30 protein-coding genes and 1 other RNA gene are annotated in these 25,382 nt (G+C 68.3%); 10 read left to right on the top strand and 21 right to left on the bottom strand.

The features are described from left to right. Window positions 1-110 precede the first annotated feature (110 nt). From BGO20_RS01785 to rpmH, 8 genes are all read right to left on the bottom strand, one after another. Window positions 111-851, bottom strand: coding sequence for a pyrimidine 5'-nucleotidase (locus BGO20_RS01785; protein WP_291662987.1), 741 nt, complete (start codon window positions 849-851; stop codon window positions 111-113). Between the two features lie 177 nt (window positions 852-1,028). Further along, on the bottom strand, window positions 1,029-1,925 hold the full coding sequence (gene argB / locus BGO20_RS01790; protein ID WP_291662988.1) for an acetylglutamate kinase: 897 nt from the start codon (window positions 1,923-1,925) through the stop codon (window positions 1,029-1,031). 88 nt (window positions 1,926-2,013) lie between these two features. Continuing rightward, the gene (locus BGO20_RS01795) at window positions 2,014-2,382 is read right to left on the bottom strand and encodes a DUF423 domain-containing protein (protein WP_291662989.1); all 369 of its coding nucleotides are present in this window, start codon (window positions 2,380-2,382) and stop codon (window positions 2,014-2,016) included. Window positions 2,383-2,388: 6 nt separating this feature from the next. Beyond that, complete coding sequence (yihA, locus tag BGO20_RS01800) at window positions 2,389-3,054, bottom strand: ribosome biogenesis GTP-binding protein YihA/YsxC (RefSeq protein ID WP_291662990.1); 666 nt, start codon at window positions 3,052-3,054, stop codon at window positions 2,389-2,391. A 10-nt stretch (window positions 3,055-3,064) separates the two neighbouring features. Then, window positions 3,065-3,697 (bottom strand): CatB-related O-acetyltransferase, encoded by a 633-nt coding sequence (locus tag BGO20_RS01805; RefSeq protein ID WP_291662992.1) that lies wholly within the window; start codon window positions 3,695-3,697, stop codon window positions 3,065-3,067. Window positions 3,698-3,763: 66 nt separating this feature from the next. After that, window positions 3,764-5,656: a membrane protein insertase YidC gene (yidC, locus tag BGO20_RS01810; RefSeq protein ID WP_291663496.1), complete on the bottom strand. Its 1,893-nt coding sequence runs from the start codon at window positions 5,654-5,656 to the stop codon at window positions 3,764-3,766. A 37-nt stretch (window positions 5,657-5,693) separates the two neighbouring features. After that, window positions 5,694-6,110: a ribonuclease P protein component gene (rnpA, locus tag BGO20_RS01815; RefSeq protein WP_291662993.1), complete on the bottom strand. Its 417-nt coding sequence runs from the start codon at window positions 6,108-6,110 to the stop codon at window positions 5,694-5,696. A 53-nt stretch (window positions 6,111-6,163) separates the two neighbouring features. Then, window positions 6,164-6,298 (bottom strand): 50S ribosomal protein L34, encoded by a 135-nt coding sequence (rpmH, locus tag BGO20_RS01820; protein WP_038364779.1) that lies wholly within the window; start codon window positions 6,296-6,298, stop codon window positions 6,164-6,166. A 230-nt stretch (window positions 6,299-6,528) separates the two neighbouring features. Here rpmH and ffs point away from each other — a divergent pair. The 4 genes from ffs (at window position 6,529) to recR (ending at window position 9,608) form a co-directional block, all read left to right on the top strand. Next, window positions 6,529-6,625, top strand: an RNA gene (gene ffs / locus BGO20_RS01825) — signal recognition particle sRNA small type. 77 nt (window positions 6,626-6,702) lie between these two features. Then, on the top strand, window positions 6,703-8,568 hold the full coding sequence (locus tag BGO20_RS01830) for a DNA polymerase III subunit gamma/tau (protein ID WP_291662994.1): 1,866 nt from the start codon (window positions 6,703-6,705) through the stop codon (window positions 8,566-8,568). A 37-nt stretch (window positions 8,569-8,605) separates the two neighbouring features. Next, window positions 8,606-8,926: a YbaB/EbfC family nucleoid-associated protein gene (locus BGO20_RS01835; protein WP_291662995.1), complete on the top strand. Its 321-nt coding sequence runs from the start codon at window positions 8,606-8,608 to the stop codon at window positions 8,924-8,926. A 76-nt stretch (window positions 8,927-9,002) separates the two neighbouring features. Beyond that, complete coding sequence (recR, locus tag BGO20_RS01840; RefSeq protein WP_291662997.1) at window positions 9,003-9,608, top strand: recombination mediator RecR; 606 nt, start codon at window positions 9,003-9,005, stop codon at window positions 9,606-9,608. 3 nt (window positions 9,609-9,611) lie between these two features. On the opposite strand, the gene BGO20_RS01845 is transcribed toward recR, so the two are convergent. Further along, window positions 9,612-10,313 (bottom strand): outer membrane protein, encoded by a 702-nt coding sequence (locus BGO20_RS01845; protein WP_291662998.1) that lies wholly within the window; start codon window positions 10,311-10,313, stop codon window positions 9,612-9,614. A gap of 167 nt (window positions 10,314-10,480) precedes the next feature. On the opposite strand from BGO20_RS01845, the gene BGO20_RS01850 reads away from it, so the two are divergent. From BGO20_RS01850 to BGO20_RS01860, 3 genes are all read left to right on the top strand, one after another. Continuing rightward, window positions 10,481-11,530 (top strand): YihY/virulence factor BrkB family protein, encoded by a 1,050-nt coding sequence (locus tag BGO20_RS01850; RefSeq protein ID WP_291662999.1) that lies wholly within the window; start codon window positions 10,481-10,483, stop codon window positions 11,528-11,530. 4 nt (window positions 11,531-11,534) lie between these two features. Continuing rightward, on the top strand, window positions 11,535-12,770 hold the full coding sequence (locus tag BGO20_RS01855; RefSeq protein ID WP_291663000.1) for an NAD(P)/FAD-dependent oxidoreductase: 1,236 nt from the start codon (window positions 11,535-11,537) through the stop codon (window positions 12,768-12,770). Window positions 12,771-12,888: 118 nt separating this feature from the next. Further along, window positions 12,889-13,758 carry a VOC family protein gene (locus BGO20_RS01860; protein WP_291663002.1) on the top strand — a complete coding sequence of 290 codons (870 nt, stop codon included), beginning with the start codon at window positions 12,889-12,891 and terminating at the stop codon, window positions 13,756-13,758. Between the two features lie 6 nt (window positions 13,759-13,764). On the opposite strand, the gene BGO20_RS01865 is transcribed toward BGO20_RS01860, so the two are convergent. The 7 genes from BGO20_RS01865 to BGO20_RS01895 form a co-directional block, all read right to left on the bottom strand. Continuing rightward, window positions 13,765-14,217, bottom strand: coding sequence for a GNAT family N-acetyltransferase (locus BGO20_RS01865; protein WP_291663004.1), 453 nt, complete (start codon window positions 14,215-14,217; stop codon window positions 13,765-13,767). Next, a complete protein-coding gene (gene cysK, locus BGO20_RS01870; RefSeq protein ID WP_291663005.1) occupies window positions 14,214-15,188 on the bottom strand; it encodes a cysteine synthase A in 975 nt (324 codons plus the stop codon). Before cysK ends, BGO20_RS01865 begins: the two co-directional genes overlap by 4 nt. A gap of 83 nt (window positions 15,189-15,271) precedes the next feature. Beyond that, window positions 15,272-15,724: an RrF2 family transcriptional regulator gene (locus BGO20_RS01875; protein ID WP_291663007.1), complete on the bottom strand. Its 453-nt coding sequence runs from the start codon at window positions 15,722-15,724 to the stop codon at window positions 15,272-15,274. Between the two features lie 285 nt (window positions 15,725-16,009). Continuing rightward, window positions 16,010-16,492: a dUTP diphosphatase gene (gene dut, locus BGO20_RS01880; protein WP_291663008.1), complete on the bottom strand. Its 483-nt coding sequence runs from the start codon at window positions 16,490-16,492 to the stop codon at window positions 16,010-16,012. A 188-nt stretch (window positions 16,493-16,680) separates the two neighbouring features. Then, window positions 16,681-17,286: a pyridoxamine 5'-phosphate oxidase family protein gene (locus tag BGO20_RS01885; protein WP_291663010.1), complete on the bottom strand. Its 606-nt coding sequence runs from the start codon at window positions 17,284-17,286 to the stop codon at window positions 16,681-16,683. A gap of 15 nt (window positions 17,287-17,301) precedes the next feature. Then, on the bottom strand, window positions 17,302-17,766 hold the full coding sequence (locus BGO20_RS01890; RefSeq protein WP_291663012.1) for a nuclear transport factor 2 family protein: 465 nt from the start codon (window positions 17,764-17,766) through the stop codon (window positions 17,302-17,304). Window positions 17,767-17,823: 57 nt separating this feature from the next. Next, window positions 17,824-18,375: a carboxymuconolactone decarboxylase family protein gene (locus BGO20_RS01895; RefSeq protein WP_291663014.1), complete on the bottom strand. Its 552-nt coding sequence runs from the start codon at window positions 18,373-18,375 to the stop codon at window positions 17,824-17,826. Window positions 18,376-18,487: 112 nt separating this feature from the next. Between BGO20_RS01895 and BGO20_RS01900 the strand changes: the two genes are divergently transcribed. Beyond that, window positions 18,488-19,429: a LysR family transcriptional regulator gene (locus BGO20_RS01900; RefSeq protein ID WP_291663015.1), complete on the top strand. Its 942-nt coding sequence runs from the start codon at window positions 18,488-18,490 to the stop codon at window positions 19,427-19,429. Here BGO20_RS01900 and BGO20_RS01905 read toward each other — a convergent pair. The 3 genes from BGO20_RS01905 to BGO20_RS01915 form a co-directional block, all read right to left on the bottom strand. Next, window positions 19,412-19,825, bottom strand: a complete 414-nt coding sequence (locus BGO20_RS01905; protein ID WP_291663016.1) for a DUF6314 family protein — start codon at window positions 19,823-19,825, stop codon at window positions 19,412-19,414. The two genes, BGO20_RS01900 and BGO20_RS01905, sit on opposite strands and share 18 nt — an antisense overlap. Window positions 19,826-19,946: 121 nt before the next feature. After that, complete coding sequence (locus BGO20_RS01910) at window positions 19,947-20,465, bottom strand: GlcG/HbpS family heme-binding protein (protein ID WP_291663017.1); 519 nt, start codon at window positions 20,463-20,465, stop codon at window positions 19,947-19,949. Between the two features lie 111 nt (window positions 20,466-20,576). Beyond that, a complete protein-coding gene (locus BGO20_RS01915) occupies window positions 20,577-21,494 on the bottom strand; it encodes an alpha/beta fold hydrolase (RefSeq protein ID WP_291663019.1) in 918 nt (305 codons plus the stop codon). 172 nt (window positions 21,495-21,666) lie between these two features. Here BGO20_RS01915 and BGO20_RS01920 point away from each other — a divergent pair, with 172 nt between their 5' ends. Then, a complete protein-coding gene (locus BGO20_RS01920) occupies window positions 21,667-22,272 on the top strand; it encodes a CGNR zinc finger domain-containing protein (protein ID WP_291663021.1) in 606 nt (201 codons plus the stop codon). Between the two features lie 85 nt (window positions 22,273-22,357). Here BGO20_RS01920 and BGO20_RS01925 read toward each other — a convergent pair whose 3' ends face one another. Next, entirely contained in the window at window positions 22,358-23,626 is a 1,269-nt protein-coding gene (locus tag BGO20_RS01925) for a phosphopantothenoylcysteine decarboxylase domain-containing protein (protein ID WP_291663022.1), read from the bottom strand. A 98-nt stretch (window positions 23,627-23,724) separates the two neighbouring features. Next, a complete protein-coding gene (locus BGO20_RS01930; protein WP_291663023.1) occupies window positions 23,725-24,192 on the bottom strand; it encodes an Lrp/AsnC family transcriptional regulator in 468 nt (155 codons plus the stop codon). A 161-nt stretch (window positions 24,193-24,353) separates the two neighbouring features. Between BGO20_RS01930 and BGO20_RS01935 the strand changes: the two genes are divergently transcribed. Further along, complete coding sequence (locus BGO20_RS01935; protein ID WP_291663024.1) at window positions 24,354-25,379, top strand: ABC transporter substrate-binding protein; 1,026 nt, start codon at window positions 24,354-24,356, stop codon at window positions 25,377-25,379. The last annotated feature ends 3 nt before the right edge of the window (window positions 25,380-25,382 follow it).

Raw genomic sequence — 25,382 nt, forward strand, 5'->3', positions numbered from 1 at the left:
CGGTCCGTTCTTTATAACGGACAACGCCAGTATCAGCTTCCCCTTCGTTCGTAAAGAAGAACAAATCTTCCCCTTTGGGGGACGCCGTGCGGCGCGATCCTTCTCCGCGCTCAGCCGGCCTGTACGGCGGGGCGGCCGAGCGGCTTCAGGAAGCCGGTCAGATCGGCCGTGACGTGGTGGACATGGCCGGCGGCGACGGCCGTCTGCTCCCAGGCCTCGCGGAAGGGGTCGGGCGTCTTCGGCACGATCAGCACGGTCTTCATGCCGAGCGCGCTCGGAACCAGCAGGTTCTTCTCGATGTCCTCGAACATCGCGGCGCGCCCGGGATCGACGGCGTGCTTGGCGAGGAAGTTCTCGTAGGTGGCGCGTTCGGGCTTCGGGGTGAAGCCGGCCTGCACGATGTCGAAGATGTCCTCGAAATGATGCAGGATGCCGAGCTTGCCGGCGACGTTCTCGGCGTGTCCGCGCGAGCCGTTGGTCAGGATCAGCTTGCGGCCGGGTAAGGCCGCGATGGCGTCGCCCAGATCGGGGTTGGGATCGAGCAGGGTCAGGTCGATCTGGTGGGCGAAGTCGAGGAAGTCGTCGGGGTCGACCCCATGCTCCTCCATCAATCCCTTCAGCGTGGTTCCATAGCGCTGATAATAGTATTTCTGCAGCGCCCGCGACGACAGCCCGTCGAGCCCGAATAGCTCGGCCAGGAACAGCGTGATCCGCTCGTCGACCTGGGGCCAGACCTTGGCTTCGTGGGAATAGAGCGTGTTGTCGAGATCGAAGATCCAGTGGTCGACATGCGCGAAGCCCTCGGTGGTCAGGGGCGGGGTCGCGGCGGGTGCATCGGCGAGGTTTTTCATTGGACTCCGTGATGTGGCGAGGCGGAGTCTGCCCTGCAAGTCCTTGGCCAAGGCTTAATCGCGGCGAACCCGTCCGCCTTCATGGCCGGGCGCGATCCGACGCTCCCGGAAGCCGATGCGCCCGGGTCACGAGAATGCCCGGGGAGGCAAGGGCGCCTCACCCGGGAACGGCGCCCGTCAACGCCGGATGATCGTGCCGGCGCCGGTATCGGTGAACAGCTCGATCAGCGCCGCATGAGGCACCTTGCCGTCGAGGATGACGACGGCCTCGACGCCCTTCTCCAGCGCGTAGATGCAGGTCTCGATCTTCGGGATCATGCCGCCCGAGATCGTGCCGTCGGCGATCAGGTGGCGGCACTCCTCGACCGTGAGCTCCGGGATGAGCTGCTTGTCCTTGTTGAGCACACCGGGAACGTCGGTCAGCAGCAGCAGGCGCTTGGCGTTGAGCGCGCCTGCGATCGCTCCGGCGAAGGTGTCGGCGTTGACGTTGTAGGTCTGGCCGTCGGCGGCGGCGCAGACCGGCGCCAGCACCGGGATCAATTCGGCCTTGAGCACGGCGTCGAGGACATCGGTATTGACCTTGTCGGGCTCGCCGACGAAGCCGAGGTCGAGCACCTCCTCGATCTTGGAGTCCGGGTCGACGATGGTGCGCGTCACCTTGCGGGCCGTGACCATGTTGCCGTCCTTGCCGCAAAGCCCGATGGCGCGCCCGCCCTCGCGGGTGATGTAGCCGACGATCTCCTTGTTGACCGAACCGGCGAGCACCATCTCGACGACCTCGACGGTCGCCTCGTCGGTGACGCGCAGCCCCTGCTTGAACTCGGACTGGATGCCGAGCTTCTTGAGCATGGCGGCGATCTGCGGGCCGCCGCCATGGCAGACCACCGGCTTCAGCCCGGACTGCTCGAGCAGCACGATGTCTTCGGCGAAATCCTCGGCGGTGGCGGCGTCGCCCATGGCGTTGCCGCCATACTTGATGACGATCACCTCCTGGTCGTAGCGCTGCATGTGCGGCAGCGCCTGAACCAGCAGCTCGGCCGATTGCGACGGAGTCAGATGGGGATGGTCGGTCATTCGGCAGCTCCGCGCACGGTCGCAGGAAGAATGTGCGGCCGCGCTTCTAGCGGAAGAACGCTCCAGGCGGAAGCAGTCCGGGCGCGGATCAGGCGCGTTTCGTCGACGCGGCCGCGATGGCGAGCCCGAGCCAGCCGCCGAGCATCAGCCAGCCGCCGATCGGCGCGGCGCGCGGGAACAGGGCCGCGCCGGCGAAGCCGCGGCGGGCGAGGTCGGCGGCGAACAGCGCCGCTCCGAGGATGATGGCCGACAGCGCGATCCGGGCGAGCAGGTCGTGGAGATGGCCGGTCCGGCGTGCGGCGGTCGCTCCGATCACGACCGGTGCATGGAAGAGCAGCATCTGGCCGGCGGTCTGGACATTGGCCGTGCCGGCGATGTGGGCGGCGGCCGCCAGCAGCGCGACGCCGGCAAAGCCCATCAGCGCGGCGAGGACGAGATGGAGCCTGGTTGCGGTCATCGGAGCTCAGCCGTGCTCCGCCAGCACGCGGCCGATCGCGGCGCGGAATTCCGGGATGCCCATGCCGGTCTCGCTCGAGGTCAGCAGCACTTCCGGGAAGGCGGCCGGGCGGCGCTTGATCTCGTCATAGGTCGCTTCCGTCATGAACTGCTGGTCGGCCTTCTTCAGCGCGTCGCCCTTGGTCAGCACGACCTGATAGGAGACCGCGGCCTTGTCGAGGGTCTCCAGCACGGCGCCGTCGACGTCCTTCACGCCGTGGCGGGCGTCGATCAGCACGTAGACGCGCATCAGATTGGCGCGGCCGCGCAGGTAGTCGTGGATCAGCCGGGTCCAGGCCGCGACCTTCTCCTTGCCGACGGCGGCATAGCCGTAGCCGGGCATGTCGACGATGGTCAGGCGCTCGTCATGGCCGACCTGGCGGAAGAAGTTGAGCTGCTGCGTGCGGCCCGGCGTATGCGAGGTCCGCGCCAGCGCGTTGCGCCGGGTCAGCGCGTTGATCAGGCTGGACTTGCCGACATTGGAGCGCCCGGCGAAGGCGATCTCCTGCCCGACCATCGGCGGCAGGTCGTCGATTTTGGTCGAGGCCCAGACGAAATCCCACGGCCCCTCGAAGAGCTTGCGGGCGGCCTCGATCTCCTCGGCGTCATAGGGCTTGGTCGTCGATGTGGTCATGATGCCTTGCCTACACGGCCGTGCGCAGCGCGTCGATATCGGCGCCCTGGATCGCGTCGACATGACGCGCGATCCTGTCGGCCTCCCAGTCCCACCAGCGGATCGCCAGCAGTTCGGCCACGATCTCGGGCGGGAACCGCATTTTCACGACGCGGCCGGGATTGCCCGCGACGACGGCATAGGCGGGCACATTCCTGGTCACCTGCGCGCGCGTGCCGATGATCGCGCCGTCGCCGATCCTGACGCCGGGCATGATCACCGCCTCACGCCCGATCCAGACGTCGTTGCCGATCACGAGGTCGCCGCGGTTGTTCGGGCCGGGGCGCTTCAGGCTGTCGGGATCGCCGAGGCCGAACATCTGGAAAGGAAAGGTCGAGAAACCGCCGATCGGATGGTTGGCCCCGTTCATGATGAACTGGGCCGCCTGCGCGATCGCCACGAACTTCCCGATGATCAGCCGGTCGCCGATGAAGTCGAAATGGTAGCGCACGCAGCGAGCGACGAAATGCTCGGGCCCGCGCGAGTCGTCGTAATAGCTGTAGTCACCGACCTCGATCAGCGGATGGTCGACCACCGCCTTCAGGAAGGCCGTGCCCTTCCAGCCGGGAATGGGATGGCGCGTCGTCGGGGCGGGCAGGGGCATGAGCACGGTCCTGCTGGGGCGGCCGGTCCGGAAAAGCGAAGGGGCGGGAAACCCGCCCCTTGCTCGTCACTTCTTGTTGCCGTTGGCGGGTTTCGCCGGAGCCGGCGTCGCCGGGGCTGGCGGCGGGGCCTTCCCGAACATCCGCTTGATGTTGTCGAAGAGCTCGATCTTCACCCCGTTCTTCTTCATGATGAAGCCCTGCTGGGTCACCGAGAGCAGGTTGTTCCAGCTCCAGTAGATCACCAGGCCGGCTGGGAACGAGCCGAGCAGGAAGGTGAAGAACACCGGCATCCAGGTGAACATCATCTTCTGCACCGGGTCCGGCGGCTCGGGGTTCATCTTCATCTGGATGAACATCGTCACGCCCATGATCAGCGGCCAGGCGCCGAGATGCAGCATGTGCGGCGGCGTGTACGGAATCAGGCCGAACAGGTTGAACAGGTTGGTCGGGTCCGGCGCGGCGAGATCGTGGATCCAGCCGAAGAACGGCGCATGCCGCATCTCGATGGTGATGAACAGGATCTTGTAGAGCGCGAAGAACACCGGAATCTGCAGCAGCACCGGCCAGCAGCCGGCGACCGGGTTGATCTTCTGGGTCTTGTACAGCTCCATCAGAGCCTGCTGCTGCTTCATCTTGTCGTCGGCATAGCGCTCGCGGATCGCCGTCATCTCCGGCTGCAGCGCCTTCATCTTCGCCATCGAGGCGTAGGACTTGTTGGCGAGCGGGAAGAACAGGCCCTTGAGCAGCACCGTGACGATCAGGATCGCGACGCCGAAATTGCCGATGTGCTTGTAGATCCAGTCGAGGACGAAGAAGAGCGGCTTGGTGAAGAAATAGAACCAGCCCCAGTCGATCAGCAGGTCGAAGCGCTTGATCTGCTGGCTTTCCTCATAGCCGTTGATCGCCGCCACTTCCTTGGCGCCGGCGAACAGCCGGGACTGCGAGGCGGTCGAGGCGCCGGGCGCCACCGCGATGCCCTCGCCGAGGAAATCGGCCTGGTAGGTCCGCTCCGTCCCGGTCTGCACCGAGGAGAAGCGGCCTTCGAACTTGCGGGCCTGGTCGGGGATGACGGCGGCGGCCCAGTACTTGTCGGTGATGCCGACCCAGCCTCCGACCGCGTCCTTCCAGACCTTGCCGACCGTGCCGGACGAGAGTGGGCCTTCCTTGTCGAGCTTGTCGTAGGTCAGCTCCTGCAGGCCCTGCTCGCCGAGATAGCCGACGAGGCCCTCGTGCAGGACGTAGTAGCCGAGCGTGTGCGGCTTGCCCTGCCGGACGACCTGGCCATAGGGGAAGAGGGTGACGGCGGCCGAGCCCTTGTTCTCGACCTCGTCGCGGATCGAGAACATCGCGTTGTCGTCGACGCGGATGATGCGCTTGAACGTCAGGCCCTGGCCGTTGTCCCAGCTCAGCGTCACCGGCTGCGACGGCGTCAGCAACTGGTTGTCGGCGGTCCACAGCGTGGTCGCGTTGGGGACGGGGACGTTGCTGCCGGGGGCCGCGACCCAGCCGAAATCCGAATAATAGGCGTTGGGGCCGCCGGCCGGCGAGAGCAGCACGATGATCGGGCTCTTCGGGTCGACCGTCTCATGATAAGCCTTCAGCGAGACGTCGTCGATGCGGCCGCCGGCGAGCGAGATCGATCCGGCGATCTTGGGCGTATCGATCTTGATGCGCGGGCTGGCGGCCAGCGCCTGCTCGCGCGTGCCGGACACCTGGGCAGCCGCTGCGCCGGGCGCGGCGCCCGGAGCGGCCGAGCCGGCTTGCTGGCCGGGCGGGGCGGCGGTCGCGGCGGGGTTGCTGGCCCCGGCCGGCGCGGCCTGCGTCTGCGTCTGCTGGTTCTGCCGGGCGATCTCCTGCTGCTTCTCCATCTGCGGCTTGGCATAGAAGAACTGCCAGCCCAGCAGGATGACCACTGACAGGACGATCGCGAGAAGCAGATTGCGGTTGTCTTCTTTCATCATGGTCGAAAACGGATCTCGCTCGGGTCCGGCTGAGTCAGGCGGATGAAACAGAAGGCGAAGGCGGCGCGCCGCGCTTCGAGACCGGACGACGTCGGTCGGCCTGCGGCTTTTGAGGCTTTGCCCGCTCGATGGCAACCGAAAGATCGGCGACGAGCCGGTCGAACGGCGCGCCGAGCACGTCGGCACGGGCGACAATCACGATATCGCAGGGGCGGCCGGCCTGTCCGGCGAGCGCTTTTGCCGCAGCGGCGCGCAGGCGGCGGCGGATGCGGTTGCGCTTCACGGCGTTGCCGGTCTTGCGGGAGGCGGTGAGGCCGAGGCGCAAATCGTCGCGCTCTTCATCGGCCCTGGCGTCGCGCACCTGCACGGTGAAGGCAGACGAACGAAAACGGCGGCCGTGCTCGGCCGCCGCCAGAAATTCCTTGCGTTGCGTCAGACGGGCGAGGCGCATGGCGATTGGCCGGTCTTCCGAAACGGGCGCGCGAGGGTCACGCGCCGCCGTCGTCAGGCCGACAGGCGCTTGCGGCCATGAGCGCGGCGAGCCGCGATGACCTTGCGGCCGCCCTTGGTCGCCATGCGGGCGCGATAGCCGTGGCGGCGCTTGCGAACCAGCTTGCTGGGTTGATAGGTTCTCTTCACGGTCCGTCTCCGGGGCCTTGGTCAGCGCGAGAGCCGCGGCTTTCCGGGGAAAGCGTGGCCGATCGAGCCTGTCATGCAATAAGGGTCGGCGCTGCCTTTCGGCTGCGCAGGTCGCGGGCTTATGACGGATGGATGGTACCAAGTCAATGCCGAAGCGAGGGCTGCGGCGAAGCTTCGCGGATTTTTCAAGCCGGCTTGCGCTTCGGCGAGACATCCCCGATATAGCGCCCGGGAGGTTGGCGAGGGACGTCTCACTCGCCAACCGGGTCAGGTCCGGAAGGAAGCAGCCCTAACGAGACCGAACGGGTCTTCGTCCAGCCTCCCACCTTGCTGCCGCGCATAACGGGCTTCTTGGCCGGGGCGGCGGCATTGACCCTCGCCTCCCGATTGGCGAAACCAGCTTCATGACCGACGCCATCGACGCCGCCACCGCAGACGAGCCGGGCTTCGCCGGCTTCGCGCCCGCGCCTGCGCCGGTCGCCGCGGCACCGACGCCCTATCGCGTGCTGGCGCGCAAGTACCGCCCCGCCCATTTCGGCGACCTGATCGGCCAGGACGCGATGGTGCGGACCCTCACCAACGCCTTCGCGGCCGGGCGCATCCCGCAGGCCTGGATGCTGACCGGCGTGCGCGGCGTCGGCAAGACCACCACCGCCCGCATCCTCGCGCGCGCCCTCAACTACCAGACGGCCGATGGCGGCGGCGCCCCGACCACCGATCTGCGCGAATTCGGAATCCACTGCCGCGACATCATCGAAGGCCGGCATATCGACGTGATGGAGCTCGACGCGGCCTCCAACAATGGCGTCGAGAACGTCCGCCAGCTGATCGAGGGCATCCAGTACGCGCCGGTCTCCGGCCGCTACAAGGTCTACATCATCGACGAAGTCCACATGATGTCGACGGCCGCCTTCAACGCGCTGCTGAAGACGCTGGAGGAGCCGCCGGCCCACGCCAAGTTCATCTTCGCGACGACCGAGATCCGCAAGGTGCCGATCACGGTCCTGTCGCGCTGCCAGCGCTTCGACCTGCGCCGCGTCGAAGCCGATGTGCTGGTGAAGCACCTCGCCGGCATCTGCCGTACCGAGAGCGTCGAGGCCGAGGATGAGGCGCTCGCCGCCGTCGCGCGCGCCGCCGAAGGCTCGGTGCGCGATTCGCTCTCGATTCTCGACCAGGCCATCGCCCATGCGGCGGGGCGCATCACGCTCGACGATATCCGCTCGATGCTCGGCCTCGCCGACCGGGCCCGCGTCATCGATCTCTTTGAGTCGGTGATGAAGGGCGACATCGCCGTGGCGCTCGGCGAATTGCGCGCGCAGTACGATGCCGGCGCCGATCCTGTCGTGGTGCTGAACGATCTCGCCGAGTTCACCCATCTCGTCACCCGCCTCAAGCTCGTGCCCGATGCGGTGAAGGATGCGACGCTGGCTCAGGCCGAGCGCGTGCGCGGCGGCGATTTCGCCCAGCGCCTGTCGATCCGCGTGCTCGCCCGCGCCTGGCAGATGCTGTTGAAGGGCATCGGCGAGGTGAAGCAGGCCGACCGGCCGGTGATGGCGGCGGAGATGGTGCTGGTGCGCCTCGCCCATGCCGCCGACCTGCCGACGCCGGACGAGGCGCTGAAGCTGCTGCGCGACGGTTCCGGCGCCATCCCCGGCGGGAGCGGCCAGGGCAATGGCGGCGGCGCGCCGCGCCCGCCCTCCGGCGGCGGCAACACCGCTCTCGCGGCCCGCCCGATCCTCGCCAGCGCCAATCCGGCGCCTGTCGCCGCGCCGCGGGCCGCCGTCGCGCCGCAGGCCATCGTCGCCTCGCTGGAGGATGTGATCGCGCTTGCCTCCCAGCATCGCGACATCACCATGAAGATCGCACTGGAGCGCGACGTCCGACCGGTGCGCTTCGAACCCGGCCGGATCGAGTTCTCGCTGGTCGAGGGCGCCTCGCGCACCCTGGCGCAGGATCTGTCGCGTAAGCTCAAGGACTGGACCGGCCAGACCTGGATGGTCGCGGTCGTCAACGCCGAGGGCGGCGCCACGATGCGCGAGCAGGCCGCCGCCGCCAAGGACCGGCGCGAGAGCGATGCCGCCGCGCATCCTTCGGTCAGGGCGGTGCTGGAACGCTTCCCGGGCGCGCGCATCGTCGATGTCCGCGATCCGCGCGCCGTCGAGGCGGCGGAGAACGCCGCGTCGGCTCCGGCTGAAGGCGATTATCTGCCGGATGGCGACGAGCCGCTTTTGGACGATGCCGAACCGGATTTCGACGGCATCGATTTCTGATGCCGACCGCTACACAACCGTCCGAGGAGGATTTCCCATGCGCGACATGATGGGCTTGATGAAGCAGGCTCAGCAGATGCAGCAGAAGATGGCCGACATGCAGGCCGAGCTCGAGACCATCGAGGTCGAGGGCGCGGCCGGCGGCGGCATGGTGACGCTGACGATGACGGCCAAGGGCGCGCTCAAGGGCATCAGGATCGACCCGAGCCTGATGGTGCCGGACGAGCGCGAGATCCTCGAAGACCTGATCGTCGCCGCGGCGGCGGATGCGCGCGGCCGCGCCGAGCGCGTCATGCAGGAACGCATGGCCGAGATCACCAAGGGCCTGCCGATCCCGCCCGGCATGAAGCTGTTCTGACCGTCTATCCGCTCAGCTCGTCCCGGGTCTCCCTGCGGTCTCCCGGAATGATGACTGGCGCCTTCCGAGAAGCATCATGTCCCGCGCCATCGCCGGCCCCGAGATCGAAAGGCTGATCCAGCTCCTGGCCAAATTGCCGGGGCTCGGGCCGCGCTCGGCCCGGCGCGCGGCGCTGCATCTGGTCAAGAAGCGCGAGCAGCTTCTCGGCCCGCTCTCGGAAGCGATGGCGGTCGCGCGCGAACGCATCGTCGTCTGCACGACCTGCGGCAACGTCGATACCAGCGACCCTTGCGGCCTCTGCTCGGACCCGCGCCGCGACGACGGCCTGATCGTCGTCGTCGCCGACATCTCCGATCTCTGGGCGCTGGAGCGCTCCGGCGCGGTCTCGGGGCGCTATCACGTTCTCGGCGGCGTGCTTTCGGCGCTCGACGGCATCCGGCCCGAGCATCTCTCGCTCGATGCGCTGGTCAGGCGTGCCTCCGATCCGGCGGTGAAGGAGGTCATCCTCGCGCTCAACGCCACGGTCGACGGCCAGACCACGGCGCATTTCATCACCGACCTCATGGCGCATCTGCCGGTCAAGGTGACGAAGCTCGCCCATGGCGTGCCGGTCGGTGGCGAGCTCGATTATCTCGACGACGGCACGCTTGCGGCCGCCATTCGCCAGCGCACCGGTTTCTGATCCTCAGAACTTGTAGGCGATGCTGGCGCGGGCGCTGTGGGTCGTCAGCGCCTGCTCGCCGTTGAGGCCCGGGAAGGCGCCCGAGGTCTCGAAGCGGTTCTTGCCGAAGTCGGTATAGCGGTATTCGGCGCCGAGGATGAGGTTGTCGGTGAAGGCGAAGTTGACGCCGGCGCCGACGTTCCAGCCGGTGCGCGTGCTGGTCAGCCGCTCGCCGAAGCCGGCCGGGTCGAAGACGCGGCGCTCGAATTCGGTGAAGGAGGCGCCGCCGGTGGCATAGATCATCAGCCGGTCGAGCGCGTAGCCGATCCGCGCGCGCGCCGAACCCTGCCAGTCCTGGCTGATGCGGGCGGCGAAGCCGGCGCCGTCGAAACGGCTGCGGCTGTTGAGAGCTTCGACATCGCCCTCGACGCCGAGGACGATGCCGCCGAACTGGTAGTTGAAGCCGGCATGGGCGCCGGCAAAGCCGGAATCGCCGTCGGCACGGAAGCTCGTCGGCGCGATAGGGCCGGTGAGCGTTCCGATCCGCACGCGGTCGCTGCCCCAGGAATAGCCGCCTTGCACGCCGGCATAGAGACCGGTCCAGGAATAGAGCGCGGGCAGCTCGGGCGCCGGCGGCAGGGCGACGCCGCGCAGATCGGCCGCGCCGGCGGCGCCCGACAGCAGGATCGCGAGGCCCGTCAGGCCGGCTTGGAGCAGCTTCGTCATCGGCTTTCCGTTGAAACACTGCGCCGGTCGTGCTGGCGGCGCCCGCCGATAACGAAGCATTAAGGTTAACAATCGGCTAAATCCGGGAAACTGGCCCGCGCGGAACAATTGCGATCCGCGCTTGTTGCCCGCAAACTTGCGCCCGGAACTGGAGATCGAATTCCGCGATGGCTTTCTTGAAGCGGATGACCGGCGCGGCAGGGGTCGGCGTGGCGCTTGGCTATCTGTCGGGGGTCGTCTCCGGCCGCTTGGGCCGCCGGCGGCAGCAGGCGGCACGCGGCCGGCTGGCGCGGACGCCGTTGCAGATGCCCTGGCTCGGCTGGAAGGACGTCCTGCTGCGCTTCGCCGGCAACGTCATTGACAACCGCCTGACCTCGCTGGCGGGGGCCGTCGCCTTCTTCACCCTGTTGTCGCTCGTCCCGGCGCTGTCGCTGCTGGTCACGATCTATCGCTACTTCACCGATCCGGCGACGATCGCAAGCCAGCTCGACGCGGTGACGACGGTGTTCCCCGAGGCGGCGCGCGAGCTCATCCACGAGCAGGCGCTGCGGCTGTCCGGCAATTCCGGCGTCACGCTCTCGCTGACCTTCCTGATCAGCTTCCTCGTCGCCACCTGGTCGGCCAACGCAGCGGTGAAGGCCATCTTCGACGCGCTCAACATCATCTATCGCGAGCGGGAGAAGCGCAGCCTCCTCAGGCTCAACGCCGTCTCGCTCCTCACCACGGTCAGCGGCATCGTCCTGCTCGCCCTGGTCCTGATCATCATCGCGAGCCTGCCGGTCGTAACGGCGCTTTTCCCGTTCCATTCCGAGCTGGAGCGGCTGATCCGGCTGGTGCGCTGGCCGATCTTCCTGGTCATCGCCACGCTCTCCATCGCGTGCCTCTACTGGATCGGCCCCAGCCGGGAGCGCATGCGCTTCGTCTGGGTGATGCCCGGCGCCGTTTCCGCTGCGCTGCTCTGGGCGGCGGCCTCCTACGCCTTCTCCTGGTATGTCAGCACGCTCGGCAACTACACGGCGGCCTATGGCTCGCTGGCGACGGTCGTCGTCTTCATGACCTGGCTCTGGCTTTCCGCGACGATCGTGCTGGCCGGCGCCGAGCTCAATGCCGAGCTGGAACATCAGACGGCGCACGACACCACGACGGGCCGTCCCAAGCCGCTCGGCGAGCGTGGCGCGACGCTGGCCGACCGGATCGGCCCGCCGCGGGCAGGCTGAACCCATGCTCGACCCCCGGACCACCACCCATGACGATCTGCGCAGCGGCACCGGCCCCTGGCGCCCGGGCCTGCAGCGCCCGCCGGGGCGTCCGCTCGAGCGCGACATGCGCTGCGACGTCGCTATCGTCGGCGCCGGCATCACCGGCGCCTTCCTCGCCGAGCATCTGAGCGCGCGCGGCCTCGAGGTTGTGGTGATCGACCGCGAGCGCGAGGGCTTCGGCAGCACGGCGGCCTCCACCGCGATGCTGCAATGGGAGATCGACCTGTCGCTTCGCGATCTCGCCGCCCTCTACGGCTTCGAGCGCGCGGCCGAAATCTACCGCCTCAGTTTCGAGGCCGTCGGAGGATTGGCCCGGCTCGTCGGGGAACTGGCGCTGCCCTGCGGCTTCGCCCGGCGCGAAACGGTCTATCTGGCGGCAGGAGAGATCGGGCCCCGCGAATTGATCGAGGAGGCCGCCCTGCGCGAGAGAGCCGGCCTGCCCGGACAATATCTCGAGCATGCCGCGCTGCTGAGCGGTTTCGGCTTCGACAGGGCGGGCGCCATCGTCTCGCCCGGCTCGGCCGAGGCCGACCCGCTCTGCCTCTGCCACGGATTGCTCGCTGCCGCGGCCCGGCGCGGCGCCAGGCTGGTCCGCGACGAGGTCGTCGCCTATGACGATGCCGGCCGCGCGGCCGCCGTCTCGCTGTCGGGCGGTGCGACGGTCGAGGCCGCGCATCTCGTCCTTGCCACGGGGTATGTCATGCCCGATTGCGTGAGCGACGACCTGCATGAAATGGCGTCGAGCTGGGCGATCGCGACCGTGCCGCAGCCGCCGCAGGCCCTCTGGCGGGGCCGCGCCCTGGTCTGGGAAGCCTCGCGGGACTATTGCTACAGCCGTACGACGCCGGATGGGCGCATCATTTTCGGCGGGGAGGACGAGCGCCTCTCAGATCCCGAGCGGCGCGACAGCCTCGACCAGGTGAAGACCGAGGCGCTGCGCGAGCGGCTTCATGCCCTGCTGCCCAGAGCCAGCCTCGCGATCGACCACGCCTGGTCCGGTGCCTTCGGGCTGACGGCCGACGGCCTGCCGCTGATCGGCCGGGTTCCGGGGCGGCCGCGGCTGCTGGCGGCCTACGGCTATGGCGGCAACGGCATCACCTTCAGCTTCCTGGCCTCCAGGCTCGTCGGCAGGCTGCTGGAGGACGGAGAGGAGCGCTGGTTCCGGCATTTCGCCATCGATCGCCCGCGTCCGGCCTGACCTGTCGCGATTGCAGCGATGCAATCACGATCTTGCCCTCCGGGCAGGCGACAAGACGCACCCGGCATATCATCTTTGCGGGGAGCGCGAGGCCGTCGCGCTGCGAAAGGACATCATCATGCCGGCGGTTCAGGACCAGATGGCTCCACCCATGCGGCTGGAAGCGCATGACGCGCCCTATCACATCGGCGCCGTGACCCTGCGCGTGCGCGATCTCGCGAAGCTCGCCGCCTTCTATCGTGACGCGATCGGCCTGAAGCTGCTGCGCGAGGGGCCGGGGCTTGCGGAGCTGGGGGCGGGCACGACCGTTCTGGTCCGCCTGAAGGCCGGCGCCGCCGAGCCGGCCTCCGCTGCCGGGCTCTTCCATCTCGCCATCCTGCTGCCGTCGCGCCGCGATCTCGCCGACTGGCTGCGCCACGCGGCCGGGGCCGGCATCCGGCTGGAGGGAGCCTCGGACCATCTCGTCAGCGAGGCGCTCTACCTCTCCGATCCGGAGGGCAACGGCATCGAGATCTACCGCGACCGCAAGCGCTCCGAATGGCCGCGCCGTCCGGATGGCGGCATCGCCATGGCGACCGAGCGGCTCGATCTCGACCGTCTGATCGCCGAGGCCCGAGCCGGACGCTATGGCGGCATGCCCGACGGGACCGGCATGGGCCACATCCACCTTCGGGTTGGCGACACCGCTGCGGCGGAGGCCTTCTACCGCGACCTGCTCGGCTTCGAGCTGATGGTGCGCTACCCGGGGGCGAGCTTCCTCGCCAGCGGCGGCTACCACCACCACATCGCCGGCAACATCTGGGGCAGCCGTGGTGCCGGACGGCGCGGCGCGGGGGAGGCCGGGCTCGACAGCTTCGAGGTCGTGGCTCGCGACGCCGATGATTTCAGCGCGATGCGCGAGCGCATCCTCGCGGCCGGCGGCGACGAGACCGATGGGACGCCGTCCATCGCCGACCCCTGGGGCAACAGGCTGGTTCTGGCCGGCTGAGGCGGCTCAGCACCTCAGCAGATGGGAGCGCCGGCTGCCTGCGCCGTCGGGGACGAAGCCGTTCGCTTCCCAGAAGGCCGCGGCGCGCGCATCGGCGGCCCGCAGCGAAAGCCGCGGCGCCAGCGCGAGCCCCTGCTGGATCAGCGCGGCGGCGAGGACCCGGCCGACGCCGGCGCCGCGATGCAGCGGCCGGACGTAGACGTGCCGCATCCGCAGCAGGTCGGGCGCCGGATCGTACGGGTCTGGCGTGACCGCGCCGATGCCGGCGAGTTCGCCCTCGTGGAAGGCTGCAAACACGGCAAATCGGCCGTCGTCGCCGGCATAGCGCCCGGCGAGCCATTCCTCGCGCAGCCCCTCGATGAAGCCGAAGCTCTCAGCGCCTGCTTCGCTTCGCAGCGCCTCGAAATCGTCCGGCAGGCTTTTCGCCAGCCGGACGATCTGGACGCCGGTCTGGCTCACAGGCCTTCGAACAGCGCGCTGGAGATGTAGCGCTCCGCGAAGGAGGGGATGATCACCACGATGGTCTTGCCGGCGTTCTCCGGCCGGGCCCCGACTTCGAGCGCGGCCGCCACCGCCGCGCCGGACGAGATGCCGGCCGGGATGCCCTCGCTCCTGGCAAGTGCGCGCGCCGTTTCGAAGGCGGTCTGGTTGCCGACGGTGACGACCTCGTCGATCACGGATCGGTCGAGCACGCCCGGCACGAAGCCGGCGCCGATGCCCTGGATCTTGTGCGGGCCGGCCTGGCCGCCGGAGAGGACCGGCGAATCCTCCGGCTCGACGGCGACCATCTTCACGTCCGGCTTGCGCGCCTTCAGCACCTGCCCCACGCCCGTGATGGTGCCGCCGGTGCCGACCCCGGAGATGACGATGTCGACCTTGCCGTCGGTGTCGTTCCAGATTTCCTCCGCGGTGGTCTTGCGGTGGATTTCCGGATTGTGCGGGTTCTCGAATTGTTGCGGTATGATCGCGCCGGGGATCTCGTTCTTGAGCTCCTCCGCCTTGGCGACGGCGCCGCGCATGCCGCCGGGGCCGGGCGTCAGCACCAGCTCGGCGCCGAGCAGGGCGAGCATCTTGCGCCGTTCGAGGGACATCGTCTCCGGCATGACCAGGATCAGGCGGTAGCCCCGCGCCGCCGCCACGAAGGCCAGCGCGATGCCGGTGTTGCCCGAGGTCGGCTCGATCAGCGTGCCGCCCGGCTTGAGGGTGCCGGAAGCCTCCAGCGCGTCGATCATGTTGACGCCGATGCGGTCCTTGACGCTCGAGATCGGATTGAAGAATTCGAGCTTGGCCAGGATGGTCGCCTTGACGCCACGCTCGCCCGGCAGGCGATTCAGCCTGACCAGCGGCGTGTCGCCGATCGTGTCGGTGATCGAGGCGTAGACCCGGCCGCGACCGGGCGATTTCGCGGGTTTCTGGTTGGCTTCGGCCATGGCGCACTCCTTCGAGCAGGTCGATCGGCTTCGACGCTAACGCATTTCACATCCTCTGTCGAAGAAAGAGATAAATAACACAATCAAATTGTAAAATCAGGATGGGACTCCGTGCCGCCCGTCTGTGCCTGCCGGAGGGCGCGCCGGCAGAGCTCCTCGACCGTGACACCCTCCAGTGACGACAGGAAGGCGGCCGAGGCGGTTTCGATCTCGGGCGCGATCACCTCGTCGATCAGCAGTGAGTGCGGCATCGGCCCCAGCGTATCCTCGCCTCCGTCCTGCATGGCGGCACGGACGATGTCGCCGGCCGTGATGCGCCGCCGCTCGCGGGCGAGCTCGTAGCCGCCGCGCGGGCCGCGCACGCCCTTCAGGATGCCGGCGCGCACGAGCGCCTGCAGCAGCGTCTCGAGATGGCGTGGCGGCAGTGCGTGCCGCGCCGCGAGCTGCTTTGCCGCGACCGGCAAGGGGCGCGCATGCAGCGCGATGTCGACGACGGCGGCGATGGCGAGAAGGCTGCGGCGAGAGAGCAGAATCATGACTATCCCTCGCCCTCACCAGTCGCGGCGGAGCGCGGAAGGCTGTTGCCCGCTATGACCGGGCGGCGGCGTCCCGGGCCAGCCGCGGCGGCGGCAGCCTGCGAGGCGGACACCGCGGATCGGCCGGCGCCTGTTTCCTGCGGGGGCGGGTCGTCTCGACAAGCGGAAGCCGGCGACCGGTGTCCGATGGCGCAGCAGAACGTCGTCCAAGCCCAACTCCCTGTTCGGCATTCCGCCGCCGAAGCATTCTGCAGGGCGTTCCTGCGGCATTGCGACCGGCGTGCCTCACACCCCGGTCGATCCAAATCCGCCATCGCCCCTTTGGGTCGACGCCGAAAACCGCTCGACGACCTTCAATGTCGGGCGAAGTATCGGCAAAAAGACGAGCTGTGCAATGCGATCGCCCGGCGAAATCGTGAGCGGCTCGCTGCCCGGCATCGTTCGAAGCCAGGCACTGATGAAGATCTCGTTGGTGTAGTCGGCATCGATCGTTCCGACGCCTTGTCCGAGAACGAGCCCCTTCTTGTGCCCGAGCCCGGATCTCGCCAGCAGGAAGGCCGCGACATCCGGGCGATTCATCTGGATGGCGATGCCCGACGGAATCAGCGTGGCCGGAGCCTGGGGATGGATTTCGATCGCGGTCTCGACGCAGGCGAAAAGGTCGATCCCGGCCGAAAGCTCCGTCTGGTATCGCGGGATGCCCCAGTCGAACAGGCGAGGGTCGCGAATCTTGATCTCGAACACGAGATCGTCGGAAGGGATGTCCACCTGTCGTCTCACCGCTCGATTGCGACCGGGCCCGGAGGGGCTCGTCGTCCGGCCATTCCGGGAGGAAGAACCTCGCCCCCGATATGGCATGAGCAGGCACGGCTGGCCATTCCTCGGTCGTCGGCGCTTCGAGCGGCAGGAGGCGAGCCATGGGGCGGACTTCCGATCGACCCCGCTCCGCCAGCCTGTCAGTCCAGCCGTGCCTTCAACTCGGCCAGCTCCCGTTCGAGCGCGTCGATCCGCTGGTCGCGCTGCGCGATGGCGCGCGCCACGTCCTCGGCCTCGAAACGCTGGGGAATATGCTGGGGGCAGTTGAAATCGAAGGTTTCGATATCGAACAGCAGCGCCCGCTCGGGGCGGGCACGATAGCCCTCGGGCATCAGCGTGGCGACGAGGGCGGGGTCGCCTTCGACGATCTGCGCGCGCCCCCAGATCTTGACCCGGCGCCGATGCACGTAGTCGATCAGGAGGAGGGCGGCTCTGGGATTGTCGGCGAGATTGCCGACCGTGACGTATTGCCGGTTTCCCGCGAAGTCGGCGAAGCCGAGGCGGTGCGCGTCGAGCACGCGCAGGAAGCCGGGCGGGCCGCCGCGGTGCTGGATGTAGGGCTGCCCGTCGCGATTGGCCGTGGCGAGGAAGACGCTCGTCTGCTCCGCCACGAAGGCGGCCAGCTCGGGCGTGATCGCGCTCGGCCAGGCACCGGCTTCCTCCCGGCGCGCATAGGCGGGCCGCGAACCCATGCGTTCCTGGATCGCCTTGACGGTCGGCGTGAAAACGACGTCGCTCGTAGGCATGTGCGGGCTCCTTCGTCAGAGGCCGAGTTCCGAAAGTCCCGGATGCTGCGGGGGCCGCGGCCCCTGCGGCCAGCGGAACAGGCGCTGCGCCTCGCGGATCGGCAGGTCGTTGATGCTGGCGATGCGCCGGCGCATCAGCCCGGCGGCATCGAACTCCCAATTCTCGTTGCCGTAGCTGCGGAACCACCCGCCGCGTTCGTCGCGCCACTCATAGGCGAAGCGCACGGCGATCCTGTCGCCGGCGAAGGCCCAGAGTTCCTTGATCAGGCGGTAATCATGCTCCCTGGCCCATTTGCGGGTCAGGAAGGCGACGATCTCCTCGCGCCCGGACAGGAATTCCGCGCGATTCCGCCAGTCGCTCCCGGCGGAATAGGCAAGCGCGACCTTCGCGGGATCGCGTTCGTTCCAGGCATCCTCGGCAAGGCGCACCTTGCGATGCGCCGTCGCCTCGGTGAACGGTGGAAGCGGCGGACGGCTCATGGTCGGTCTCGGTCAAAGAGTGGCAGCGCCGCCCACCTCCGGCGGGCGGCGCCCGGCTCAGGCCGCCTGGCGGGCCTTGAGGATCGGGAAGTCGATCGCGGTCTGGCCGACCACGTTCATGTAGTTCGTCCAGGTGTTCAGAGCGACGTGGACGGTGATCTCGATGATCTCGGCGTCGTCGTAGCCGGCGGCGCGCAGCGCATCGACATCGGCATCGCCGACATGGCCGCGCTCGCGGGCGACCTTCACGGCGAAGCGGACGGCCGCATCGGCCTTGGGATTGGTCGAAAACCCGGCGCGGTTGGCGGCGATCTCCTCGTCGCTCAGCCCGGCCCGGTTCTTGCCGAGGAAGCCGTGCGCCGAGAGGCAATAGTCGCAGCCGTTGAATTCCGCGATGGCGATCGCGATGCGCTCGCGCGTATCGGCAGGCAGCCGCCCGCCGTCGAGCGCCGCGGCCAGCGAGAGATGCCCTTCGAGCACGGCGGGATTGTTTGCGATCAGCCGGTAGAGATTGGGGACGACACCGACCTTCTTCCGGATGGCTTCGAGATGGGGACGGGACGCTTCGGGCGCATCGGCGATCGAGGCGGGCGTGTGAATGCGGGACATGGTTTGGACTCCTGGCTGGCTTTTCGGCTCCGGTCCCCCCGATCTAGGATCGTTCCGAAATCGGGTGTAGAATGTCATATCGGTACCCTGCCTTCCATATTTCGGAACAATCATGTCGGACCGCCTGGCCGCGATGCAGCTCTTCCTGGCCGTCGTCGAGGAAGGCAGTCTTTCGAGCGCCTCGCGACGGCTGGGCGTCCCGCTGACCACTGTCAGCCGCACCCTGGCCGCGCTGGAGCGCGAACTCGGCGTCGGGCTCCTGACGCGCACGACGCGGCGCAGCGAGCCGACCGAGGCAGGCAGCCGCTACGCCGCGGCCTGCCGGCGCATTCTGGAGAGCGTGGAGGAGGCGGAGCGCGAGGTCGCGGGTGAATATGCCGCTCCGAAGGGAGAACTCGTGATCGCCGCGCCGATCGTCTTCGGCCGTCTGCATCTGCTGCCGGTCGTTACGCAGTTCCTGGCCCGCTTTCCGGAGATCGACATCCAGCTCGTGCTGTCGGACCGCTATGTCGATCTGGTGGGCGATCACGTCGACCTCGCCTTGCGGATCGGCGTCATGCCCGACAGCGAGCTGATCGCGCGCTCCGTCGGCGAGGTTCGCCCGGTCTGCTGCGCGTCGCCGGCATATCTGGCAAGTCGCGGCCGCCCTGGCCACCCCGACGAGCTGCGCGGCCATGACTGCATCGGTTTCGACGGAGCGCTGCCGGGGCGCGAATGGCCCTTCCTGATCGGCGGGCAGCGGCGCAGCCTCGCGATGCGCCCACGGCTCGTCGTGAATACCGCGGAGGCGGCGATCGACGCAGCCGTCGCGGGCGCGGGCATTACGCGGGTGCTGTCCTATCAGGTCGCGGCGGCGGTCGAACGCGGGCAACTCGAGCCTGTGCTGCAGGCGTTCGAACTGCCGCCGTCGCCGGTCCGTCTCGTCCATGCGATGCGGGGCCTTGCGCCGCAGAAGCTCAAGGCCTTCATGGATTTCGCGGCGCCGCGGCTGCGGACCCGGTTGACCGTCCTCGATGCGGACGGATCGAGGCGGGAGTCACTCCCCGGGACATGACGGATCACTCGGGGCGATGCGCCGATAGCGGGCCAGGCTTCGATAATCCTTGCGCGGCCCGAGAACCGACCAGGATTCGGTCCAGAGATCGGCGTCGGCGAACAGGAACCGGCCGCGATAGCGGTCCTCGCCGCAGATGTGCTGGACCCGCTGGGCGCTCGCATGGGCGAGGGCGATGAAGGGACGCCCATCCGGAAAGAAAACCTGGATCTCGCGCTCGCCAAAGATGAGGCGATACCGGCGAGACGCCGCGAATGTCTGCCCGCCGTGATGGACGAGCCCGCTTTCGGCGAAGCGCAGGGGCGAAATCAGGGCAGTGCCCTCAAACCGCGTCACCTGCCCCGTGCGGGCGTCGAGAACGCGCCGGCGGACGCTCCAGCTTCCGCAAAATCCCATAATCCTGTCTCTGCCCGGACCGTCCTGAACTGGAGACTGCACCGATGGGCGACCTCGGTCGACCGGGCCCTTCGGCGAGCTCTCGGCATTTGCATCGGTCGTCGGTCCGGGCGCAAGCGGCTCAGTTGGCGGCCGGCAGCCTGGTCTTGATCGCGGCGGCGCCGGCCGCTGCGCAGGCCTCGTCCTTTTCTCCCCCCGGAGCCCCGCCGACGCCGACGGCGGCGACGATCTCGCCCTTCGCGCGGATCGCGACGGCGCCGGGCAGCAGGATGATGTTCGGCACGGTCAGGAAGGACGCGGCGACGGGGCTCGCCCGTGCTTTCTCGACGAAGGCTCCGAGCGCGTCGAAGCCGAAGACCGGCCCGAGCGTGACCGTGGTATAGGCCTTGCGGAAGCTCGTCTCCCGCGTATGGACGGTGGCATGGTCGCCCTTGAGGAAGGCACGGGTCTCGCCCGAGCTGTCGACGACCGCGACCGAGACCTTGTAGCCGGTGGTTTCGCAGGCTTTCAGCGCGGCGGTCGCGGCTTCCACGGCCAGCGCGACCGGCAGGTCATAGCCGCTGTTGCGGACCTGAGCGCCGGCTGCGCCAGGCCCGAGGGCAAGCGCCAGCAGCACCGCCGGCAGCGATATCGGTTTCATCGGAATTTCCTTCATCGGAAGAACGACAATGCAGCCGGGCGGCGAAGGGGGCGGCGACACCCGGCTGCACGCAACGGCTCCGGGCGCTTTTCGCGCCCGAGGCCGCTGTCCTCAACGGCCCTTCGGCAAGCGCGCGAGGAAGGCGCGCGAGAGCGCCGCGATCTCCTCGGAATGCGTCTCGAGCGCGAAATGTCCCGCGTCGAAATGGTGCATCTCGGTTCCCGGGACGAGCGTCCTGAACAGCTTCGCGCCCTCGAGCGTGAAATACGGATCGTTGTCGCCCCAGGCGACGAGCAGCGGCGGCCGCTTCGTCCTGAGATAATCCTGCCATTTCGGATACTGGGCGACGTTGTCCTGGTAGTTCCACAGCAACTCGAGCTGCAGCCGGTCGTTGCCGGCCCGGTCGAGCCCGGCCTGGTCATGGATCCAGGCATCGGGCGAGAGCCTTTCGCGGCGCGCCGCGCCGTGGGTGTACTGGAAGCGGGTGGTCTCGGCCGTCAGCAGGCCGCGGATCGGCTGCTCGGTTTCGGCGTTGCGCCCCTGCCAGAACGGCGCGAACGCCTTGACCGCTTCGGGATTCCAGCCCTCGACATTGGCTACCGCGTTCTGGACGATGATGCCGCGGACCCGCTCCGGATGCTTCAGCGCCAGGCGGAAGCCGACCGGCCCGCCGTAATCCTGCATGTAGATGACATAGCTGCTGGCGCCGACCGCCTCGGTAAAGGCCTCGATGACATCGGCCAGCGCCGCGAAGGTGTAGGGGAAGCGCTCCAGGCCTGGAGCCTCGCTGCTGCCGAAGCCGGGATAATCGGGCGCGAGGACGCGGTAGTCGCCGGCCAGCTGCGGAATCAGGTCGCGGAACATGTGGGACGAGGACGGAAAGCCGTGCAGCAGCAGAACGACCGGCGCGTCCTTCGGCCCGGCCTCGCGATAGAAGATGTCCAGGCCGCGCGCTTTCACCGTCCGGTAGCGGACGGCGGCTGCAGTCTGGCCGGGGGCGGCAGGCACGGCGGATTCGGCGGGAACCATGGCGGACACTCCGGAAAGGCCGGCTGCGGCAAGCGCGGCTCGGCGGGTTGGGAAGGAAGGGGTGAGCAAGGTCGTCTCCGTAACTGATGAATAATAATTTAGCTGGTGTCATTTGCAGAAACACCTTTCAAGCACTATTTTGAAGGTTACGGATTCGTGATCGGCAGCGAGGATGGCATTGGCGACCGGCGACCAGCGATCTGACGAGTTTCGCCACGGCTTTCCGTTCGTGGGCGGGCGTCTTTGGCTCGACCTGCTGAACACCGTCGTGTCGGATGGCGTGGCGAGCCGGGATCTGTTGGCGGAGCCGGGCGGCCCGGAGCTCTGGCGCAAGGCGGCCGGGATCGACGCGCCGCTGCCGGCGAGCGGCTCGGCCGCGCTGTCAGCGCTGCGTGAACTGCTGCGTCCCGCCGTCGCGTTGCTCAGGGGGCAAAAGGCGCTCCCGGCCGAGCTGCTGGAGCGGATCAACGGCCTGCTGGCCGAGGTCTCGCTCCGCTCTCGTCTGGTCGCGGAGGACGGCTCGCTCCGCCTGGAGTCTTGGCTCGATCCGGGCGCAGCCGGACCTGCCGGTGCGGTTGCCGAGAATTTTGCGCGCTTCGTCTGCGAGGCCGAGCCAGAACGGCTGAAACACTGTTCGAACCCGTCCTGCTCGCTCGTGTTCTACGACGGCGGCAAGAACAATACCCGGCGCTGGTGCTCGATGAATCTCTGCGGCAATCGCGACAAGGTTGCGCGCTACCGGGCGCGACGGCGCGAATCGCCGAAGACGGAAGGCTGATGCGCGAGCGCGAGCCGGATCGCGCGCTCGTCCGGGCGGGTCGGGAGATGCGGGGCCGGCTGCGGACCGGCGTGCGGCAGCGCGCTCAGCCTCCTGCGGGCAGCAGCCGCGCCAGATGCGCGACGAGGCGGCTTGCGACCTCCTCCTTCGGCAGCGTCGGCCAGGTCTCGATGCCTTCAGCCGTGACGAGGTGCACGGTGTTGGCGTCGCCGCCCATCACGCCGGTGCCGCCGACATCGTTGGCGACGATCAGGTCGCAGCCCTTTCTCGCGAGCTTGGCCTTGGCGTAGTCGATGACGTTCTGCGTCTCGGCCGCGAAGCCGACGACGAAGCCTGGCCGCCCGTTCTTGCGCTGCGCGACGGTGGCGAGGATATCCGGGTTCTCGACGAGCGAGAGCGGCGGCAGCTTGCCGCCATCCTTCTTCATCTTCTCCGATGCGGCATCGGCCACACGCCAGTCGGCGACGGCGGCGGCGAAGATCGCGAGATCGGCCGGCAGAGAGCCCTCGACCGCAGCGAGCATCTCGCGCGCCGATTCGACATGGACGGTCTCGACGCCGGGCGGGTCGGGCAGGTTGACCGGCCCGCTGACCAGCGTCACGCGTGCGCCCGCCGCGGCGGCAGCGGCGGCGATGGCGTGGCCCTGTTTGCCCGACGAGCGGTTGGCGATGTAGCGCACCGGGTCGATCGGCTCATGCGTCGGCCCGGACGTGATCAGGACATGCCTGCCGGCGAGCGCGCCGGCAGGGGGATGGTCGCGGCCCGGCAACCGGCCGAGAAAGCCGATGGCGCGCGTCGAGGGCTTTTCGCCCGCCAGCGCCAGCTCGATCGCGGCGAGGATTTCCGGCGGCTCGGCCATGCGGCCCGGGCCACTCTCGCCGCGCTCGGCCATGGCGCCGCTATTGGGCCCGACGACGAGGATGCCGTCCCGTTCGAGCTGAGCCATGTTCCGCCGCGTCGCCGGATGCTGCCACATGCGCGGATTCATCGCCGGCGCGATCAGCACGCGCTTGTCGGTGGCGAGCAGGGCGGTCGAGGCAAGGTCGTCGGCATGGCCGTTCGCCATCTTGGCGATCAGGTCGGCGGTCGCCGGCGCGACCACCAGGAGGTCCGTCGAGCGCGAGAGCTGGATATGGCCGATATCGGCTTCGTCGGTCAGCGAGAACAGGTCGGTGAAGCAGCGCTCGCCCGCCAGCGACGAGACCGAGAGCGGAGTCACGAACTGCTCGCCAGCCTTGGTCAGGATGCAGCGCGAGGCGATGCCGCGATCCTTCAGCCGGCGGATGAGTTCGAGCACCTTGTAGGCGGCGATGCCGCCGCCGATGATCAGAAGAACGGAGCGGGAAGCGGACAAGGCGGCTCCTTGGGCGGGGCGTCGTGTTGCCGCTTCCTAGCATTCGCCGCAGCGCTCTGTCATGCACCCGAGCAGGCGGCCGCGGCGCGTCCGCCTGCTCACTGCCGCGGCAGTTCCGGCACCTTGTAGGCCGTCGTCGCCTTGATCCGCTCCATGGCGAAGCGCGAGGTCACGTTCTTGAGCGGAATCGTCTCGATCAGCTTCTTGTAGAAGCCGTCATAGGCGGCCATGTCGGCGACCACGACGCGCAGCATGTAGTCGACGTCGCCGGCCATCCGGTAGAACTCCATCACCTCCGGCATGGCGGCGACCGTTTGCGCGAACTTGTCGAGCCAGGGGCCGGAATGGTCGGCCGTCTCGATCTGCACGAAGACGGTGAGTCCGAGCCCGATCTTCTCGGGCGCGACCAGCGCGACGCGCTTCAGAATCACGCCGGCCTGCTCGAGCTTCTGGATACGCTTCCAGCACGGCGTCTGCGACAGCCCCACCCGGTCGGCGAGGTCGGCGATCGAGATGTTGGCGTCGGCTTGCAGCACCGTGAGGATCTTGCGGTCGATGGCGTCCATTCTCTGAAATCCGCGCTGGAGAAAGCAAAATATCCTTCAAGACGGCTCTTAAGAGAACAATGTTCTTTTTGATGCCGATCTATTGCATCCAGATAGAAAATCCTTTTCTCAATCTGTCAATGGGCGCCCGTTTCGGCGCCACCTTGCAGAGGATATGAACGATGGATCGCCGCCAGTTTCTCGTCGCGGGTGCGGGCCTCGCCGCCACGGTCCCCTTCGTCGGCGCGGCCCGCGCACAGGGGATCGCGGCGCGGGTCGGCTACATTCCGATCGTCGGCACCGCGCCCTTCTTCGTCGCGAATGGCGAAGGCTGGCTGAAGCAGGGCGGCGTCGAACCGGCGATCACCGTCTTCGAATCCGGCCCCAACATGATCCAGGCGCTCGCCTCCGGCACGATCGACGTCTATGTCGCAGGTGTCGCTCCGCTCGCCGTCGCCCGCTCGCGCGGCGTCGACATCCGCGTCGTCGCTTCGACCGCGGTGGGTGAGAACGTCGTGGTCACCGCACCCTCCCTGACCAAATTCTTCACCGACGGCGTCGCACCCGCCGCAGCCTTCAAGGCCTTCCGCGCGGCCAATGGCAAGCCGGCCCGACTCGCGACGCAGCCGCCGGGCTCGGTGCCCGACACCGTGCTGGAATACTGGCTCTGGGAGATCGCCAAGGTCGACAAGGCCGATGTCGCGATCGTGCCGATGGGCATCGACGCGACGCAGCAGGCGATCCTGGCCGGCGCGGTCGATGGCGGCACGGTGCGCGAGCCGGCCCTGACCATCCTCCAGACCCGCAATCCGCAGATCAAGCTCGTCGCGGGCGGCGAGGAGGTTTTTCCGGGCCAGCCTGGCACGGTCGTCGCGGTCTCGGGCGCCTTCGCCACCAAGAACCCCGACGCGGTTCAGACGGTGGTCAACGGCCTCGTCAAGGCGGCGGCGCTGATCAAATCCGACCCGGACAAGGCCGCGCCCCATGTCGCCGCCGCGCTCGGCAAGGGCATCGTCGACCCCGCCCTGATCCGCAAGGCGCTGGTCTCGCCGGCGAGCCGCTTCGAGATCGACCTGCGCAAGATCATCGAGCCCTCGCGCGCGCTGCAGGCCTATCAGGTCAAGCTCGGCTCGCTCGACAAGGAGGCGCCCTTCGACGGGCTGTTCGACACGCGCTACTACGAGCGCGCGGTCAAGGCGGGCGGCTGACAG

The sequence above is a fragment of the Allobosea sp. 67-29 genome (genome assembly GCF_001898115.1).
Lineage (GTDB): Bacteria > Pseudomonadota > Alphaproteobacteria > Rhizobiales > Beijerinckiaceae > Allobosea.

Bases quoted from the DNA above. Each gene is read 5' to 3' on its own strand.
- BGO20_RS01785 (WP_291662987.1), bottom strand. From the start codon at position 851: ATGAAAAACCTCGCCGATGCACCCGCCGCGACCCCGCCCCTGACCACC.
- argB (WP_291662988.1), bottom strand. From the start codon at position 1,925: ATGACCGACCATCCCCATCTGACTCCGTCGCAATCGGCCGAGCTGCTG.
- BGO20_RS01795 (WP_291662989.1), bottom strand. From the start codon at position 2,382: ATGACCGCAACCAGGCTCCATCTCGTCCTCGCCGCGCTGATGGGCTTT.
- yihA (WP_291662990.1), bottom strand. From the start codon at position 3,054: ATGACCACATCGACGACCAAGCCCTATGACGCCGAGGAGATCGAGGCC.
- BGO20_RS01805 (WP_291662992.1), bottom strand. From the start codon at position 3,697: ATGCCCCTGCCCGCCCCGACGACGCGCCATCCCATTCCCGGCTGGAAG.
- yidC (WP_291663496.1), bottom strand. From the start codon at position 5,656: ATGAAAGAAGACAACCGCAATCTGCTTCTCGCGATCGTCCTGTCAGTG.
- rnpA (WP_291662993.1), bottom strand. From the start codon at position 6,110: ATGCGCCTCGCCCGTCTGACGCAACGCAAGGAATTTCTGGCGGCGGCC.
- BGO20_RS01830 (WP_291662994.1), top strand. From the start codon at position 6,703: ATGACCGACGCCATCGACGCCGCCACCGCAGACGAGCCGGGCTTCGCC.
- BGO20_RS01835 (WP_291662995.1), top strand. From the start codon at position 8,606: ATGCGCGACATGATGGGCTTGATGAAGCAGGCTCAGCAGATGCAGCAG.
- recR (WP_291662997.1), top strand. From the start codon at position 9,003: ATGTCCCGCGCCATCGCCGGCCCCGAGATCGAAAGGCTGATCCAGCTC.
- BGO20_RS01845 (WP_291662998.1), bottom strand. From the start codon at position 10,313: ATGACGAAGCTGCTCCAAGCCGGCCTGACGGGCCTCGCGATCCTGCTG.
- BGO20_RS01850 (WP_291662999.1), top strand. From the start codon at position 10,481: ATGGCTTTCTTGAAGCGGATGACCGGCGCGGCAGGGGTCGGCGTGGCG.
- BGO20_RS01855 (WP_291663000.1), top strand. From the start codon at position 11,535: ATGCTCGACCCCCGGACCACCACCCATGACGATCTGCGCAGCGGCACC.
- BGO20_RS01860 (WP_291663002.1), top strand. From the start codon at position 12,889: ATGCCGGCGGTTCAGGACCAGATGGCTCCACCCATGCGGCTGGAAGCG.
- cysK (WP_291663005.1), bottom strand. From the start codon at position 15,188: ATGGCCGAAGCCAACCAGAAACCCGCGAAATCGCCCGGTCGCGGCCGG.
- BGO20_RS01875 (WP_291663007.1), bottom strand. From the start codon at position 15,724: ATGATTCTGCTCTCTCGCCGCAGCCTTCTCGCCATCGCCGCCGTCGTC.
- BGO20_RS01885 (WP_291663010.1), bottom strand. From the start codon at position 17,286: ATGCCTACGAGCGACGTCGTTTTCACGCCGACCGTCAAGGCGATCCAG.
- BGO20_RS01890 (WP_291663012.1), bottom strand. From the start codon at position 17,766: ATGAGCCGTCCGCCGCTTCCACCGTTCACCGAGGCGACGGCGCATCGC.
- BGO20_RS01895 (WP_291663014.1), bottom strand. From the start codon at position 18,375: ATGTCCCGCATTCACACGCCCGCCTCGATCGCCGATGCGCCCGAAGCG.
- BGO20_RS01900 (WP_291663015.1), top strand. From the start codon at position 18,488: ATGTCGGACCGCCTGGCCGCGATGCAGCTCTTCCTGGCCGTCGTCGAG.
- BGO20_RS01905 (WP_291663016.1), bottom strand. From the start codon at position 19,825: ATGGGATTTTGCGGAAGCTGGAGCGTCCGCCGGCGCGTTCTCGACGCC.
- BGO20_RS01910 (WP_291663017.1), bottom strand. From the start codon at position 20,465: ATGAAACCGATATCGCTGCCGGCGGTGCTGCTGGCGCTTGCCCTCGGG.
- BGO20_RS01915 (WP_291663019.1), bottom strand. From the start codon at position 21,494: ATGGTTCCCGCCGAATCCGCCGTGCCTGCCGCCCCCGGCCAGACTGCA.
- BGO20_RS01920 (WP_291663021.1), top strand. From the start codon at position 21,667: ATGGCATTGGCGACCGGCGACCAGCGATCTGACGAGTTTCGCCACGGC.
- BGO20_RS01930 (WP_291663023.1), bottom strand. From the start codon at position 24,192: ATGGACGCCATCGACCGCAAGATCCTCACGGTGCTGCAAGCCGACGCC.
- BGO20_RS01935 (WP_291663024.1), top strand. From the start codon at position 24,354: ATGGATCGCCGCCAGTTTCTCGTCGCGGGTGCGGGCCTCGCCGCCACG.